Source organism: Aminobacter sp. MDW-2, assembly GCF_014250155.1.
GTDB classification, from domain to species: domain Bacteria; phylum Pseudomonadota; class Alphaproteobacteria; order Rhizobiales; family Rhizobiaceae; genus Aminobacter; species Aminobacter ciceronei.
In genome coordinates this window covers 5,507,842-5,522,636 of the sequence record NZ_CP060197.1, presented here as the reverse complement: position 1 = coordinate 5,522,636, position 14,795 = coordinate 5,507,842, and the positions used below count along the sequence as shown (strand labels likewise).

Annotated in this window: 14 protein-coding genes; 7 read left to right on the top strand and 7 right to left on the bottom strand. The window is 62.4% G+C overall.

Features of this window, described 5'->3' with window-relative positions:
- Positions 1 to 9: 9 nt before the first annotated feature.
- Positions 10 to 351, top strand: coding sequence for a winged helix-turn-helix domain-containing protein (locus H5P29_RS27225; RefSeq protein WP_067965287.1), 342 nt, complete (start codon positions 10 to 12; stop codon positions 349 to 351).
- Here H5P29_RS27225 and proC read toward each other — a convergent pair whose 3' ends face one another.
- From proC to H5P29_RS27195, 6 genes are all read right to left on the bottom strand, one after another.
- Complete coding sequence (proC, locus tag H5P29_RS27220) at positions 352 to 1,167, bottom strand: pyrroline-5-carboxylate reductase (protein WP_067965285.1); 816 nt, start codon at positions 1,165 to 1,167, stop codon at positions 352 to 354. It lies immediately after the preceding gene.
- 65 nt (positions 1,168 to 1,232) lie between these two features.
- On the bottom strand, positions 1,233 to 1,397 hold the full coding sequence (locus H5P29_RS27215; RefSeq protein ID WP_154385306.1) for a hypothetical protein: 165 nt from the start codon (positions 1,395 to 1,397) through the stop codon (positions 1,233 to 1,235).
- Positions 1,398 to 1,539: 142 nt separating this feature from the next.
- Complete coding sequence (locus H5P29_RS27210; protein ID WP_154385307.1) at positions 1,540 to 2,433, bottom strand: hypothetical protein; 894 nt, start codon at positions 2,431 to 2,433, stop codon at positions 1,540 to 1,542.
- Between the two features lie 13 nt (positions 2,434 to 2,446).
- Positions 2,447 to 2,878, bottom strand: a complete 432-nt coding sequence (locus H5P29_RS27205) for a hypothetical protein (protein WP_154385308.1) — start codon at positions 2,876 to 2,878, stop codon at positions 2,447 to 2,449.
- Between the two features lie 790 nt (positions 2,879 to 3,668).
- A complete protein-coding gene (locus H5P29_RS27200; protein WP_154385309.1) occupies positions 3,669 to 4,982 on the bottom strand; it encodes an O-antigen ligase in 1,314 nt (437 codons plus the stop codon).
- Entirely contained in the window at positions 4,951 to 5,949 is a 999-nt protein-coding gene (locus H5P29_RS27195; protein ID WP_154385310.1) for a glycosyltransferase family 2 protein, read from the bottom strand. The genes H5P29_RS27200 and H5P29_RS27195 overlap by 32 nt, the downstream gene beginning before the upstream one ends.
- Positions 5,950 to 6,116: 167 nt before the next feature.
- Here H5P29_RS27195 and H5P29_RS27190 point away from each other — a divergent pair, with 167 nt between their 5' ends.
- Genes H5P29_RS27190 through H5P29_RS27180 form a run of 3 tightly spaced genes read left to right on the top strand, consistent with a single transcriptional unit; the run spans position 6,117 to position 8,946 of the window.
- Positions 6,117 to 7,292, top strand: a complete 1,176-nt coding sequence (locus H5P29_RS27190) for a glycosyltransferase family 4 protein (RefSeq protein WP_154385311.1) — start codon at positions 6,117 to 6,119, stop codon at positions 7,290 to 7,292.
- A gap of 2 nt (positions 7,293 to 7,294) precedes the next feature.
- Positions 7,295 to 8,059 carry a WecB/TagA/CpsF family glycosyltransferase gene (locus H5P29_RS27185; protein WP_154385312.1) on the top strand — a complete coding sequence of 255 codons (765 nt, stop codon included), beginning with the start codon at positions 7,295 to 7,297 and terminating at the stop codon, positions 8,057 to 8,059.
- An 11-nt stretch (positions 8,060 to 8,070) separates the two neighbouring features.
- Positions 8,071 to 8,946, top strand: coding sequence for a DUF6492 family protein (locus H5P29_RS27180; RefSeq protein WP_154385390.1), 876 nt, complete (start codon positions 8,071 to 8,073; stop codon positions 8,944 to 8,946).
- A 1-nt stretch (position 8,947) separates the two neighbouring features.
- Here H5P29_RS27180 and H5P29_RS27175 read toward each other — a convergent pair whose 3' ends face one another.
- The gene (locus tag H5P29_RS27175) at positions 8,948 to 10,243 is read right to left on the bottom strand and encodes a lipopolysaccharide biosynthesis protein (protein WP_154385313.1); all 1,296 of its coding nucleotides are present in this window, start codon (positions 10,241 to 10,243) and stop codon (positions 8,948 to 8,950) included.
- Positions 10,244 to 10,404: 161 nt separating this feature from the next.
- On the opposite strand from H5P29_RS27175, the gene H5P29_RS27170 reads away from it, so the two are divergent.
- From H5P29_RS27170 to H5P29_RS27160, 3 genes are all read left to right on the top strand, one after another.
- Positions 10,405 to 12,684 carry a GNVR domain-containing protein gene (locus H5P29_RS27170; RefSeq protein ID WP_154385314.1) on the top strand — a complete coding sequence of 760 codons (2,280 nt, stop codon included), beginning with the start codon at positions 10,405 to 10,407 and terminating at the stop codon, positions 12,682 to 12,684.
- 111 nt (positions 12,685 to 12,795) lie between these two features.
- Entirely contained in the window at positions 12,796 to 13,692 is an 897-nt protein-coding gene (folD, locus tag H5P29_RS27165; protein WP_154385315.1) for a bifunctional methylenetetrahydrofolate dehydrogenase/methenyltetrahydrofolate cyclohydrolase FolD, read from the top strand.
- Between the two features lie 71 nt (positions 13,693 to 13,763).
- Positions 13,764 to 14,726 carry a GlxA family transcriptional regulator gene (locus H5P29_RS27160; protein WP_067967057.1) on the top strand — a complete coding sequence of 321 codons (963 nt, stop codon included), beginning with the start codon at positions 13,764 to 13,766 and terminating at the stop codon, positions 14,724 to 14,726.
- Positions 14,727 to 14,795: the final 69 nt, after the last annotated feature.

The window sequence follows — 14,795 nt, the reverse complement described above, 5'->3', positions numbered from 1 at the left end:
AGCGAGCCGATGCCATCTCTGACCTTGCGACTTTATCTCGACCCGACGGGACGTCTCGGTCCGGGCAAGGTCGAACTGCTCGAGCAGATCGCCGCCACCGGTTCGATCTCGGCTGCGGCCCGCGCGATGGAAATGTCCTACAAGCGCGCCTGGGACCTGGTCGAAGAGATGAAGGATATGTTCGGCAAGCCGCTGGTGGCCGCCAAGACCGGCGGCAAGCATGGCGGCGGCGCAGAGCTTACGCCTGTCGGCGAAGACGTCGTGCGCCGGTTCCGCGACATGGAGCGCGCGGTCCACGCGGCGGCAGCGCCCTATGTCGAGGCGCTGCAGGCCGAAGCTGACGCGAAGTAGCTATTTGCCGAGTTCGATCGAGCGCAGCCGGGCCGCTTCGACAGCTTCGGTGAGCAGGGTCTTGAGGCGATCGTCACCCATCAGCACGCCCAGCGCCGCCGCCGTCGTGCCGTTCGGGCTGGTCACCTGGCGGCGCAGCACGGCCGGATCCTCGCGGCTTTCGGCGGCTAGGCTCGCCGCGCCATAGACGGTCTGCATGGCCAGAAGCGCTGCCGTCTTCGGTGGCAGACCGGCATTTTCAGCCGCTGCCGTCAGGCACTCGATGAAATGGAAGATATAGGCCGGGCCCGAACCTGAGACGGCGGTGACCGCATCCATCAGGCCCTCGTCGGCGATGGTGGCGACTTCGCCGCTGGCCGACAGAAGGTCGCCGACAACTTCCTTGGCCGCTTCCGAGACGTGCTCGTTGGAATAGACAACCATCATGCCCTTGCCGATGGCTGCTGGCGTATTTGGCATGCAGCGCGCGATCGGCGTATGGCTGCCGAGGATGTCGGCGAAGGTGGCCACCGGCGTGCCCGCGGCGACCGAGACGAAGGTCGCCTTGCCGTTGCCGAAGCGGCGATAGCCGGCAGTGACTTCGCGGATGACCTGCGGCTTGACGGCGATGACGACGATCCCAGGATCCGCATCGGCGGGAACGCCACCGACTTCCGAGGCGACACGGCTGCCGAGATCGGCGGCACGGGCGCGCAGCTCCGCATTGGGCTCGACAACGAATGTTTCCTCGGGCGCGAGCTTGCCCGAGTTGAGCCAGCCCGTGAGCATGGCGTAGCCCATGTTGCCGCAGCCGGCGAGGATCAGTCTGATGGTCATGCAAAGCCTCCGAACAGAACTGACATAGACCGTCTTGGAGCCATGCGGAAGGGTGCAACGCCACTTCAGCGTGTGTGGTCCAGCACCCTGGTGAAGGCATTGGTGAAGGTGATGCCGCCATGCAGGCCGGCTTCGGCGGGGGCCACGTCCATGAAGGCGTCGGTGACGCGCACAAGCGCGCAGGAGTCACCTACGACATGGTGAAGCCCGGACAGGACCTTTTGATCCAAGCGGGCAAGGTATCGGCCACTCAGCAAGCTCCAGTCGGGACATTTCCCGCGCAGTAGGTTTGCGACGACATCAGCCACGGGTGCTCTGAGCTGAAAAGAAAGCTTAGCGGCGTCGATCAATCAGCGAGATCGAAGCCCTTCGTCATTTCTTCTTTTTTGGCTTCTTCAGTGTGCAATTCAAGTCGATGTAACCGCCCCTGTCCATTTTGGAACACTGCGTATGTGGGCAATCAAGGTAGCCGTCCAACCTCAGAGTTACGTAGGTCTCAGACAGATTTGGCAGCGTCACAGTTCGATTGGTGTTTCCTTCATGCCCATGTTGGGTGAAGATGGTAGCGCCGACAGGTGTGGAGGTGATTTTCCAGTCTCTCACCTCATAGGCAGGCGGTGGCCAAGAAGCCCGTAATGCTGTGCTGTAAGACCCAGACCAGGTTGTGGCGGTGTCACCGATTGTCTGCGACAAATGCAATATCCCTGACTGCTTGCTCATGTCGTTGACGTCTGGGATGGCCTCGATCCAGTTTGCACTGGTCGAGTTGAGGCCAAACTTCGCAAGGGTCTCGGAGAAACCAGCGTAAGGCATAGCCGGAAGTGTGATCTCAAACTCCCCAGTTTCGGCGCGCCGGAGAGGAACATCCTCTTTCACGTTGGGATGTATGAGGACGTTTGTCCAAACTTGATCGGGACTTCCGTCCTTTGATGCGTAAGTAGTCATGACAACGCTTACCAGCTTCTTCTCGATTTGCTCGGGGCCAATTTTGAAGCTGTACAGCGGCTGTCGGGCTTGAGGTAAGCCAACCTCTATAACGGATTCAGATTCGCTCGGGACAGATGTCAAGCCTTCAATGGCGGCAGCCAATGTTCCGTTCACGAATACAAGCGGAGGAAGTTTGTCCACCTGGACATTGGGATCGATCTCTACGCGTAAGGTGTCAAAAGCTTCTTGGGCATGGATCAGGCGCGGATTTGCCAAAAGCATCAATAAAGCCACGATTATCCATGTGCGAGGTCGTCCTCGAGCGGGAGCACTGCTCATTGATGCACCTCTTTCAACTGAATTTGACACTAACGATTAGCAATATGGCGACAACCAGAGTGCCGAGAAGGTTGCGCGCTTGGGATGCGATGACGTCATGGACTCGTGAAATCAGGAAATAGCCATCCGACAGCTGGATAGCGATCATGCCGTAAGCGTCATATGCATATTGCAGGCTTCGAACGATGAAGAAAACGGCAATAGAAGAAAGGACAAGATTGGTGGCCTTTCGTAGTGGCTTGCTTCCCAATCCATCTTCGATAAGAAAAGTGATAACTGCCGAAAGTGCGAATGTAAGACTTACAAGGTACGATACGGTCTCTCTCGTAACCTCAGCAGAGGCGATTCTGACCTGCAGGTCACTTTCAGCAATCTTATCTCCACGAACATCAGGAAGAGCTGATGTCGGATCGTGGTTCAACACAGAATATAGCGTGTAGGTCACGACAATAATCGCGATTGCTATTGCAAACGAGAATATACGGTCCGAAGTCTGAGGCCTCACCTGTTGCGCTCATAGCTAAGTTCCCTGCACTTGTTCAGGAAACATACCATGTAACAAGGTTTCACGGTAGCATCAGGCTAGCGTGGTAAAGTCGGCTCAACACCACGGGGACAGCCCCATCGGTCGCACTTCGCACCAACGGTCTGTAATGCGTGCGCTGAACAGTCCTTTTTCAGTTCGTTCACGCTACGGTCCGGCATGGCAAACGCCAGGGTAACGCTGTCGGATGCGCTGAAATCAAATAACAGCTATAGTGGAAGAGCGTATCCGAATGCTGACAAGAGGGGTAAACATGAAGTTTTTTATCATGGTTTTGCTTCATCTTCAGTTGACTGTTGGACTGGTTCAACTCAGTCGCGTGGAAGCGTTCGCGGCCGACGGCGCTTTTCAGCTGGCTCAGAGCAACGAGCAGAGACGGCAAGCGGAAGAGGCAAGAAGGCGGGAGTGCGAGCGCAACAAGGCTGACACGCTGGCTCGTTGCTTAAGCAATGCAAGTTCAGGATTCTCTGCCTGCGAAAGTGGTTGTAGTTCGAGTACCGACCAATTTGGCTGTCGTGACCGATGCAGGTCTACAGAGAGTTCAAACAGGAGTAACTGTCATAGCGCTTTGAGCAGCATGACCTGCTATTAGGCTGGCAACAGGCTGCGTAGTGTCATTGCAGGCGCGATTAATCCAACATCATACCATCTCCGAATGGCGTGGCCGCCGGAGCGGAGCAAGCGCGTTCCGTCAGCCGGTGTTCTTGTGGATGACCATGCGCGAGACCATGCGCAGCCCCAGGACACCGAAGACGAAGAACATCCAGACCGGGTCGATGCGGCGGAAGAAGAAGCTTTCGAGGAAGGCATTGAGCGCGGTGAACAGCACCACCATCATGAAGAAGTCGCCGAGGAAGACGTTCTCCTTGTAGAGCGGGATGCGCATGTAGTCGCGCAGCGGCGCGATCAGGAAGACATAGACGGCGGCGGCAAGCGCGGGCAGGCCCATGGTCACTGCGATGTCGATATAGCCGTTGTGGCCGTGCACGATGAAGCGGATGTCCCAGCCCTGGTCGTAGGCATGGCCGATTCCGGTCACCAGCGGCGTGCGCCAGAAGCTCTCATAGCCGTATCCAAACCACGGCTTCTTGGCGATCATCTCGCCAGCGAAGGCCCAGACAGTCGTGCGCCCGGTGTAGGTGAGTTCGGGAAAATGGTGCGCGGCAAGCTGCTGCAGCGGTTCGATGAAGACGATGCCGAGCGTGGCGAATGCCGTGCCGACGACGGCCAGCGCAAACAGCAGCGGCGTGCCGAGCCGCATGCCGATCATTCCGGGCAGAAGCACGAGCATGATCGACAGCGGCACCAGCCCGGCCGTCGTCTTCGATCCGGTGTGCACCATGAAGAACATCGACATGGCCAAAAGGATGTAACCCGACCAGCGCCAATGCCTTCGGATCAGGTAGATGCCGGCGAAGCTGAAGCAGGCCATGACGGGCGCTGCGATGTTCTTGTGGCTGAAGGCGCCGCGCCACAAGCCGGAATGCTCGGGCTCGAAGCCGTCGGCGCCGTGGATCGCCACGCTGGGATACAGGATGACGCCGGCGTAGCTCAGCCCGACGATGAGAAAGCCGGCGACAATCAGCACGGTCGAGAAGGAATCGCCATCGCGCGGCAAGGCAAGCACGGTTGCCATGGCGGTGATGCCGATGAGGGTGAAACTTGCCGCCCGGAACGCTGCATTGGGGTCGGCGGCTTCACCGACCGATATCAGGAAGAAGCACAGCAGGACGATCCAGGGCAGCCCGACAATGGCGCGCAACCGGGCCGGATTGGCCATGGTCACCAACGCAAACATGGCGAAGGCGCCGAGCGATCCGAAGCCCAACTGGTTGACGATGTCGCCGCCTTCGATCGCACCGGCGCCCGCCGGCTGGAACGGCCTGAACGAAACGATGACGATGGTCAGCACCATCGTCGCGATCGCGGTGGCGACGCCCGATGCCGTGAACGCCGCCGTCAGCGGCGGCGCGTCAGTTCTTCTCGGGCTGACGATACTGCTCATTGGCATAACCAAATTCGGCCATCACACGGCCAAGCGCCACATGGATCGGGTACACGGCGACCGATGGCGATCCGGTCTCGATAAGGCGCTTCATTGCACGTAATGGCGAGGCGCCAAGCAGCGCCAGGCTTTTCAGGAAGACGCGTGTGTTGGCGAACGGCGTGCCGGCATATTTCTTCTTGGCGACGAGCGTCGAGATGACGCCGTTGCGCAGGCCGCGTGCCCGGATCCAGTCGGCCTCGGTGCGCCGTGCCGGAACCGTCTCGAACAGCTTTGCTTCCGCGCACCAGCCGAGCTTGAAACCCTTCTGTGACGAGCGGCTCAGGAAATCCGAGTCGCCGCCGCCCATGAAGTTGAAGCGCAGGTCGAGATGGGGTGGGCCCATGGCCAGAAGCACGTTGCGGCTGACCAGCAGGTTTCCCGAGGAGTAGAGCGCGCCGACCTCACCGGTGACGGAATAGGGCGGGGCAAACACCGGATGTGTCGCCCAGACCTGATGCCCGGGATCTGAAAAGACTGGCACCTGCGGCCCACCGACGATGTCGACGCCGAGGCGTTCGGCAGCCAGGCACATGGTTTCGAGCCACATCGGATCGGCCAGCTCGTCGTCATCGATGACCAGCAGCCGCGAGAAATTCGGAAAGCGCAGCAAGGCGGTGTGCCAGCCGGCATTGTAGGCGCTGCAATTGCCGCGTTCATGTGCGACGATGACCAGCCCGCGCATCGCCCCGCTTTCAAACAGCGGCAAGGCAGCGTGCATGCCTTCGTTGCCTTCGTCGTCATTCTCCATGACGATGACGGCGAACCGGCGCGTGGTCTTTTGCCTGGCCAGCGAATCGAGCGTTGCCAGAACTTGCTGTGGCCGGCGAAAGGTTGGCAGCGTGACCACCACCTCGACGTCGTCCACTGCCAGTGCAGGCGAAGTGCCGGCAATGGTCACGGACTTGAGTGGAGGTATAGCATTCATGACAAGCTGCCGGTTATTGATGCCTCTTCGCTATCATGGGCGCCATAACGGTCAGTTAAACACGCCGGAAGCAAACTGCGGATTGTCGGGCAGGTTCCACAAGCGGCTGAAATTGCTTAATGAAGACTTCACCGCGCTTTGTTAGGGCATAGGCAGGAACTGTCGTGATGCATCTGCTGTTTGCCACATCCATCGTGCCTGACGGAGCACTCTCGTCGGGCTACGAGATCGCCAACCAGGCGATCATCGATGCGCTGCGCCGGGCCGGCGTGCGCGTGACCGTGCTTGGCTTCGGCTGGCCGGGCAAACCGCCGTCAGACCCCGAAAACACGATCCTGCTCGGCTCGCTCGACGTGCGCACCGATGTCGCCCCCTTGCAGCGCAAGCTGGGCTGGCTGGCGAATGCGGTTGCCTCCGGGCTGACTTTCGCTTCGGCCAAGCTGCGCATCGTCTCCGATGAGACGGTGCGGCAGGCGATCGCGGCGGCGGGACCGTTCGATGGCTACATCCTCAATTCGGTCCAGATGGCGGCGGCGTTCGAAAGCCTGTTTCAGGACCGGCCTTCGATCTTCGTCGCGCACAATGTCGAATTCCGCTCGGCCGCCGAGAACGCGCGTGCCGCCAACGGCGCGTTTCAACGCCTGCTGTTTCGCCGCGAGGCAAGATTGCTCGAAGTCATTGAAAGGCGTCTGTGTCGCAATGCGCGCTTCGTCTTCACACTCGCCGACGAGGATCGCGCCGAATTGGGCGTTGCCTCCGACACACGCTCGGTGGCGCTGCCGCTGGTCACTCGGTCACAGCTTCCGGCACACCAGGGCAAGCGCGACATCGACTGCGATGCAGCGCTCATCGGTACCTGGACCTGGGAGCCGAACCGCATCGGCCTCGACTGGTTCCTCGGCAAGGTCGTGCCGCATCTGCGCAATGATTTCCGCATCCATATTGCCGGCAGTGTTCCCGCAGGTGTGTCCTCGGCCCATCCCGGCGTCACATTTGTCGGCCGCGTGCCGGATGCCCAGGCCTTCGTGCGCAGTGCTGCCGTCATCCCGCTCGTCAGCACCTCGGGCAGCGGTGTCCAGCTCAAGACGATCGAGACGTTCGAACTCGGCCTGCCGTCGGTGGCGACAGCGCATTCGCTGCGCGGCATCGCCTACAAGCCGGCCAATTGCACCATGACCGACGATCCCGTAGCCTTCGCCAGGGCGCTTGAACGAACAGTCGATCAGAAGGTCGCCGATGTCGACGGTTCGGACTTCCATCGCCGGCAAATAGCAGCACTCGACCTCGCTGTGGCAGGTGGCCTCGCCCGGCTTGGTGTGGGCGCATATGAGGTGGCGGCGTGAGTATGACGATTTCGAAAGCGGCCGCAGCCTACCGCAGCATTCTTGGCATCCGGGTCGCCAGCTTGCGGCGCGACGAGGCGATCTCGCTGCTGACCGGGAAGATCAGGGACAGGCGTTTCACCAAGGTCAGCTTCCTCAATGCCCACAACGCCAACATCGCCTGTTCCGACAAGGATTTCGCCGCCGTCCTGAACGATTTTCTCGTCCTGGCCGACGGCATCGGTGTCGACATCGCCGCGCGCTGGCTCTATGGCGCGCCGTTTCCTGACAATCTCAACGGCACGGATTTCGTCCCCGACCTCTTGAAGGCGAGCGACAGGCCGCTGACCGTGGCACTCCTTGGCGCCAAGCGTGCCAATGCCGAGCGGGCGGCTGCGCGGCTTGGCCAGATCGCCCCGCAGCACAAGTTCGTCGTTGTCCATGACGGCTTCTTCACGCCTCAGGAAGAGCCCGGGATCGTTGCTGCCATCGGCGACCTGCGCCCCGACATCCTGCTTGTTGCCATGGGCGTCCCGCGCCAGGAAATGTGGATCGCGCGGCACATGCACCCCGAACATTGCACATTGCCGATTGCCGTCGGCGCGCTGCTCGATTTTCTCAGCGGCTCGGTTCCGCGCGCACCGGCCTGGATGCGACGGCTTCGCCTGGAGTGGCTGTTCCGTCTGCTTCTCGAACCGGGCCGGCTGTGGCGGCGCTATGTCGTCGGTAACCCGCTGTTCCTGTTCCGCGTGCTGCGCCAGAAGCTCGGCGGGGGAGGACGTTCTTGAACGCCAAGGCCATGTCTCCGGCCCCGGACGCAGCGCTGATCACGGCGAGCTACGCCGCCGATTTCGAGCGCTGCCGCCTGCTGTGCGAAACCGTCGACCGCCATGTCACCGGCGCCTCGCATCACTATCTCCTGGTCGAGCACCGCGACGTCGCGCTGTTCCGGCAGCTCGAGGGCAAGCGCCGCACCGTCATCGACGAGCGGGAGCTGTTGCCGTCCTGGTTGCGCGACATTCCCGATCCGACGAGCCTGTTCAAGCGCCGCATCTGGCTGAGCCTCAAGGCGCCCCCGCTGCGCGGCTGGCATGTGCAGCAACTCAGGCGCATGGCGATCGCTGAAAGCATCGAGCAGGAAACGCTCGTTTACGTCGATTCCGACGTGGCATTCCTCAGGCCATTCGATTGCGCCCGGTTCTGGCTGGGCGGCAAGCTCAGGCTGTTCCGGCGTGATGGTGTTCTGCTGAAGCCTGGCCACGACAATCACCGCATCTGGTCGGCCAATGCCGCCGCGGTGCTCGGCATCACAGCACCCGAGATTTCTCCGCACGACTACATCTCGACCCTGATCGCCTGGCGCCGGTCGTCGGTACGCGACATGCTCGCCCGTATCGAACAGGTCAGCGGGCGGCACTGGGTCGAGGCGGTGTGCGCGCGACGAAAGTTTTCCGAGTGCATGATCTACGGCCGCTTCGTCGACGAGGTCGCCGGAGGTGCTGGACATTATGTCGGCGCGGAAGAGTTCTGCCGTGTTCACTGGACCGGCACGCCGCTGACCGACGCGCAGTTCGAGGCCTTTGTCGCCGCCATGTCGCCCGAACAGGTTGCGATCGGCATGCAGTCCTTCATCGGCACCGATCTCGGCCGTATCCGCAGGCTGGTCGTCGCCTGATCTAGATCGCCTTGGCGGGGCGCCGCAGCGCCGTGTAGGTGACCGCGGCCGAGGCGAGATAAAGCAGCGCGAACATGCCGTTCAGCATCCACACCAGCGTTTCGGTGTCGGCGACACGCAACAGCAACAGCGACAGCAAGGCCGCCTTGAGGCCCGCCAGCATGGCGAGATTGGCGGCGCGGATCAGCGTCTGGCCGCGCGCGAACAGAAGCTCTGCGTGATACTCGACGAGATTGCGCAAGGCCGGCACGAACAAGGCCAGCCCGACCAGAGGGGCTGCCTCGGCGACGTTTCGGCCGAGGAAGTTGGGATAGAAATACAAGACCACGGCGAGGAACAGCAGCGCCGAAGTCGAGACGATCAGGATACCCGCCTCGATACCGATCTTGACCTTCAGCCTGGCAAGCATCTCCGGCATGCGCATCATGCGCTGGACCAGCATCATCGAGAAGGTGCGGATCGGGATGGCGGTCAGGTCGACCAGCCGCATGACGATGGCATAGATGCCGGCGAGATGCGGCCCGCCCATGGCCAGTACCAGCAGCTTGTCGAATTCCATCTGCAGGTAGAACAGCACTTCGGCGCCGGCGACATAGATCGAGTCCGACAGCCGACGCCAGTACAGGTCAGGCGTCAGCCTGAGCCGCTGGCGCGGATAGAAGAAGCCGAAGGCGAGCGCCAGGGAGACGAGGTTCGAGCCGATGTAGAACCCGGCCCAGGCGCCGACCGTATGGCTTGGCCAGAAGATGAACAGGGCAGCAGCGGCGGCCTTGATCGCGGCGGTCAGGATCGCCAGAACCGCAGCCCGGCCGAAGCGGCCGAGACCGTTGTTGACGATCATCGCCACTTCGACCGGTCGCCACAACAGCGCCTCGGCAAAGATGACGGCGGCAAAGATGGCGGCCGGCATGGATGTCGAAAAGAACAGGAACCAGGTCAGCGCTGAGGCGGCCACCAGCACCGGCAGCGACAGCGCCGCAAGCATCAGGAAACCCGCGGTGTAGCTGCCGATCAGCCGCGGCCTTATCGTTGCCGTGCGATAGAGTGCCGAGATGAAACCGAAGGCCAGCGTTCGCGACAGCATGACGCCGGCAGCGGAGGCGGTTGCGAACAGGCCGAAATCGGCGATCGACAGCGTGTTGGCGAGCGCGATGAAATAGACAAGCGAAAACACCAGCCGGCCCATCGAGCCGCTGATCGCCGAGAAGTAGTCGCGCAGCACCGCCTGCCGCTGCACGACGAAACTGCCGATCCGCTGGCGCAACGTTGTGCGCGATATGTCGTTCGCCTTGGTCATGATCCAGTTGAACGATAAAAGCCAAAGCTTAATGTGCCGTTCTGTGAGGAAGCTCTATATACTGCCGCCAGGCAGGAATTAACGTTTTGTTACCCATGTCTGTTTAGCGTGGCTTAACGACCGGACAGGTGATCCGGAATAGACTTTTGGAAGTTGCCCGCATGGCCGAATCTGGAAACCGCGAGGACTGGAGGCGCAAGCGCTCGTTGCTTGCGCTGGACCGGGACGACGCCGATCCGAAGCCGCGAGGCTCGTCGCTGCTGTCGATGTCAGCGGAAGATGACATTGGTCACGAAGATTTCCAGGATCCTGCGACCCGCCATCGCATGGCGCGTTTCCGGCGCGAGGCCGAACGTGCTGCCCGCGAGCAACTGGCCGAAAAGCCGGCCGCACCGGAGGCACAGCCGGTTGTCGCACAGCCGATGGAAGCCGCGTCCGCATTCGCAAGCGACAAGCCTGCTCCGACTCCGTCTTCGATGATCGGCACCTGGCGCGACAGGGCGATCGGCTCAGTCGCTCCGGAGCCGCTTGCTGCCATGCCTCAGCCCTCGGTCGAGCCATCCGCACAGCATGGCGATCACGACGACGTTCGCTGGCAGCCGCTGATCGACCCGATGGCGGTCATCGGCGGCATCACCCGTTCGAAACTGCTGATCGCCTCGACGACGCTCGCCGGCGCGCTGCTGGGCGTCGCGCTCGCTCTGTCGACGCCCAAGAAATATGAAGCCTGGACCGAGATGATCGTCGATCCGCGCAACCTCAGGCTTTCCGACAAGGAGCTGACCGTCGGCGACCTGCCGTCGGACGCGACACTGGCGGTGGTCGAAACCCAGGTGCGCAGGCTGACCTCCGGCTCGGTGCTGGTCAAGGTGGTCGACAAGCTCAATCTGGCCGATGATCCGGAATTCAACGGCAAGGCCGGCGGCGGCTTCAGCGTTAGCGGTTTCGTGCGTTCACTGATCTCGTCCAACCAGCAGACAGGCGATGATCCCGGACGGCGGCACGCGCTGGCCGCCGAACACCTCTATGAGGCGTTGTCCATCCAGCGCGACACCAACACCTTCGTCATCTCGGTCGGAGCAAAGACGCAGGATCCCGAGAAGTCTGCACTCATCGCCAACACGATGACGGATGTCTTCATCCAGACTTTCGGCGAGTTGCAGGCCGGAACGGCAGGGCGCGCGACCGAGGAGCTGACCCGCCGCCTCGACGACCTGCGCAAGTCGGTCGAAGCGGCCGAGCGCAAGGTCGAGGCGTTCAAGGCCGAGAACGAACTGATCAATCCGCAAGGGCGGCTGATCACCGACGACGAGATCCAGCGTGTCAATGACCAGCTGACCGCAGCGCGAGCTCGCACGCTCGAACTCAACGCGCGTGCCGCCTCGACCCGCGACCTCGGTGTCGATTCGGTGCTTGCAGGCGCCTTGCCCGAAGCGATCGGCTCGCCTGCCATCACCGAACTGCGCGCGCAATATGCGGCGCTGACCCAGGAAGCCGACCGGGCCGCCGTCAGGCTCGGCCCGCGCCATCCCGAGCGTCTGGCTGTCGATGCCCAGCTCAGCGGGGCACGCGAGCGCATCGCAAACGAACTGCGCCGGGTCGCCGGCTCCATCCAGGTCGACCTCAAGCGTGCCGTGCAGACCGAACAGGAGCTCGCCGCCCGCCTTGCCCAGCTCAAGGTACGCCAGAGCGAAGTCGGCGGCGAAATGGTCACGCTGCGCGAGCTCGATCGCGACGTTGCCGCCAAGCGCGCCGTCTACGAGGCCACCCTGCTTCGCGCTCGCGAGACCGGCGAGCAGAGGGACATCAATTCGGGCAACGTGACAATCATATCGCCGGCATCGCCGCCGCTGCAGTCGACCGGCCCGTCGCGGGCGATGATTGCGCTGGGCGGCATGCTGCTCGGCTTTGCCTCCGGAGTCGGCTTCGGCGCCATGCGCGGGGCGCTGCAAAGCCTGCGCAGCACGGCGAGGCGGCGCAGCCGGGCGAAGCCCGAAACGCGCGGCGAACCGGTGACCGCGACCAGCCAGCCGGACAACCACGTCGAGGTTGCTGCGCCAAGGACCGAGGTGGCCCCGGTGATGCAGTCGGGAGGTGCTGTCGCCGCTATGGATCCGATCGTGGAGAGCCGGCAACAAACTCAGACCTGGCAGGCGCAGCCGATGCAGCAGCAGCCCGGCTATCCCGCGCCAGCCTATGCGCCACAGCCGCAGCCCGGCTACGACGAGCCGCCGCTGCCGCATCCGGACTACGCAACACCGCAGCAGTATCGCCCGTCCTATCGGCAGCGGTCGTCGGACCATTACTCCGCGCCGCCGCCAGCGCCCCATGCTGATGCGCCCGCGCCGCAGAGCCAGATCGACGAGATCAGTGAAAGCCTGCGTGAGGTTCGCAAGGAACTGAACCTTCTCAGGGAGCGGCGCTCGCGCCGCTACTTCTGAAATTCTTCCAGGCGGTTTCGAGTTTACGGCACCGGACGCCGCAATGACGAGGTTGCGGGTCGAAAATTTGATGACAATGCGCCGCAAAGCATGCCGCAGACGGAGTAAGCCATGGCTGAGATCATTGACGGAAAGAGTGTCGCAGCCGAGGTCGTCGAAGGCGTCAAGAAGTCAGCGGCCGCACTTGCCGGCCATGGCGTAAAGCCGGGGCTGGCGGTGGTCATCGTCGGCGAGGATCCGGCGAGCCAGGTCTATGTCGCCAACAAGTCGCGCACAGCAAAGGAATGCGGCTTCCATTCGGTCCAGCATACGCTTGCCGCCGAGACTTCCGAGGCCGATCTCGTCGCCCTTGTCGAGAAGCTCAACGCCGATCCCGCGATCCACGGCATCCTCGTCCAGCTGCCGCTGCCCGGCCATATCGACGCCGGCAAGATCATCCAGACGATCGCACCCGACAAGGATGTCGACGGCTTCCACTTCATCAATGTCGGCAAGCTCGCCACCGGCGAGCTCGACACCGCACTTGTGCCCTGCACGCCATTCGGCTCGATGCTGCTGATCGAACGCAAGCACGGCAAGGACCTGTCCGGTCTCAATGCGGTGGTCGTCGGACGGTCCAACATCGTCGGCAAGCCGATGGCCAACCTGCTGCTTGCGGCGAACGCCACCGTGACCATCGCCCACAGCCGCACCAAGGATCTGCCGGCCTTGTGCCGCACTGCCGACATTCTCGTCGCTGCCGTCGGCCGGCCCGAAATGGTCAAGGGCGACTGGGTCAAGCCGGGCGCCACCGTCATCGATGTCGGCATCAACCGCATTCCCGCACCCGACAAGGGCGAAGGCAAGTCCAGGTTGGTCGGCGACGTCGAGTTCGCCTCGGCCGAAAGGAGCGCGGGCGCCATCACGCCGGTTCCCGGGGGCGTCGGTCCGATGACCATCGCCATGCTGATGGCCAACACGCTGGTGTCGGCCTATCGCCACGCCGGCCTCGAACAACCGGGCTTCTGAATGATCGCGGCGTTGTGGAAACCGGCGCCGCTTCCTTGCTCAACCCGGCGCGTTCTGTAGATTTGGTCGCGATGTCAGAGCCCCACCCCGAAGGCCGCCAGTTCGCTTTCCTGCTGGTCGACAAGTTCTCGATGTTCTCGCTGGTGGCCGCCATCGACACCTGTCGGTCGGCCAACCGCCTGCTTGGCCGCGATGTCTATGGCTGGACCACGGTGTCGGCCGACGGCGAGGCGGTGATCGCCTCCAATGGGCTGCCGCTCAAGGTCGACTATTCCGTCGCCGACGTGCCCGCCGTCGACATCATGTTCGTCTGCGTCGGCGTCGCCACCGAATTTCCCGGCAAGAGCAAGGTGCTCGGCGCGCTTCGCTCCTGGGGCCGGCGCGGTGCTGCCCTGGGCGCGCTGTCGGTCGGCTCCTATCTTCTGGCCGAAGCCGGCCAGCTCGACGGCTACCGCTGCACCATCCACTGGGAAAACCGTGCCGGTTTCATGGAGAAATTCCCTGACATCGAGTGCACCAACAACGTCTTCGAGATCGATCGCAAGCGCTACACCTGTGCCGGCGTTACCACCTCGATCGACCTGATGCTCGAGATCATCAAGCGCGATTTCGGCGCCAACCTCGCCAACGAGGTCGCCAACCAGTTCCAGCACGAGCGCATCCGTTCGGCCGGCGACCGCCAGCGCGTCGGTCCCGAGCGCGACCTCACCGGCAAGTCCGACAAGCTCAAGCGCATCGTCGAACTGATGGCCGACCATCTCGACGAGCCCCTGTCGGCAGTGCAACTGGCAAAGACGGCCGGGCTGTCGGTCCGCCAGGTCGAGCGCCTGTTCCTGCGCCATCTCAACGTGACGCCGGGCCGCTATTACATGCGGTTGAGGCTCGAGCGCGCGCGTGAACTGCTGCGCCAGACCAACATGCCGATCCTCGACGTGGCAATCGCCACCGGCTTCACCTCGCACTCCTACTTCGCGCAAAGCTACAGGTTGCAGTTCGGCCGTCCACCAAGCGAAGAACGCCGCACCACCTATTGATCAGCCTCAGGGTTGTCAGCCCAATGGCCGTTGTTTAGCTTCGCGTCATTCAACTGAATCGGCGAGGGG